3 protein-coding genes are annotated in these 1,303 nt (G+C 37.8%); all 3 read right to left on the bottom strand.

Annotated features, from left to right (window positions below; translation table 11 throughout):
* Positions 1-329: 329 nt before the first annotated feature.
* A complete protein-coding gene (locus ACIR310F_RS0113600) occupies positions 330-776 on the bottom strand; it encodes a type II toxin-antitoxin system VapC family toxin (protein ID WP_028084294.1) in 447 nt (148 codons plus the stop codon).
* Between the two features lie 11 nt (positions 777-787).
* Complete coding sequence (locus ACIR310F_RS0113595) at positions 788-1,048, bottom strand: hypothetical protein (RefSeq protein ID WP_028084293.1); 261 nt, start codon at positions 1,046-1,048, stop codon at positions 788-790.
* 51 nt (positions 1,049-1,099) lie between these two features.
* A partial coding sequence (locus tag ACIR310F_RS26905; protein WP_231387532.1) for a hypothetical protein occupies positions 1,100-1,303 on the bottom strand: 204 nt, incomplete at its 5' end.

The following is a 1,303-nucleotide window of genomic DNA, read 5'->3' as shown; positions in this document are numbered from 1 at the left end:
CCTAAATAAATTATAATCGCCGCATTTTTCAATGGTTTGGTGTTCCCAATCGCCAGTTACGGTTTGAAGCCAGAGCTACGGATATAGTCACTAATTTTACATCTATGGTAGACAAGTTTGCTGCTCTGAAGATATAGCATATTTATTTGATTACATCAGATTATCATATTAGGAGGTCAAAAGCAATAGCGAAGCACTGCTGCAAGCAGTTCGCTACTATTGTCCTTGGTAGTCTAGGGATTGTGGTTACACTTCTTGCTGTACCTTCATGGATAGTACATTTCGGCAAGTTTGTCTAGATCTGGCTATAATTTAAGTTACAGTTTCAATCAAAGCCATGATTCCAAGGGAAAAGGCTGTACTTGATGAATACGCGTAAAATCGCTATCAGCCGAAACGAGAGTGAGATTGTGTTGAATTGCTGTTGCTGCTATCCAAAGATCATGATCGCTAAATCCCAAATTTTCAATGCTAAAATTACGACGTTTGCTTTTCTCTTGGGGAGCAAAATAATTAAAAATCGATGATTTTAAACGACTGTAAATAATGGCAGTTTCTTCATCAAGAAAATATAAATCAACGTCAGACAAAAAAACCTGAACTGCACCTAAATTTTGAGATTTTAGTGCTGATTTTTCTGTCATATATAGTAGTTCTGCATAAGTGATAATGCTAACGCCAATGGTAACAGACGAGCAAGATTTTAAGGTGTCGGTAACTTGAGAATTACCATTAATAATATAGCTACAGTGATTAGTATCGAGCAAATAAGACATAGTGACAAAAACTAAAACTGCGTTTGAGAACGAGTTTCTTCAACTAAACGCAGACAATCTTCCAAATCATCACCATGCCAAGTTCCAGTATAATGTAGTAAATCACCTGCTTTTTTACCTCGCTTAATGGGAGAAATACGACGTAATGGGCGTTGATTTACGGTGCTTTTTTCCTGAATCGAGTCGATAAAATCACTAACTAAGGAAAGCTGTTCTGGTGCTAGTTGGGATATCTGTTGTTCAACTTTTTGATGTAGTTCTAAATAAGTCATGTTTACCTCGTTTTTATGGAAAGAAAGACAAAATACTTGGTTGATTCTATTTTATCTCATAGTCATACCTTCGGTGCGCTTCGCTATCGCCCTTGCAAAAATCGCACAAACGAGGATAGCGAACTGCTTGCAGCGGTGCTTACGCGATCGCTTTTCACCAAACTTCCGTCCGCCAGGTAATTTTTGTGTTGGGGGGTGATTATAAAAGAATGGAATTTGCCGCCCAGTTTTGGCAATCTCACAAAGATTTAGATA

This window comes from Dolichospermum circinale AWQC310F, from assembly GCF_000426925.1.
In the GTDB taxonomy this organism is placed as follows: domain Bacteria; phylum Cyanobacteriota; class Cyanobacteriia; order Cyanobacteriales; family Nostocaceae; genus Dolichospermum; species Dolichospermum circinale.
The sequence above is the reverse complement of the archived record's forward strand: the minus strand, read 5'-3'. Positions and strand labels throughout refer to the sequence as shown.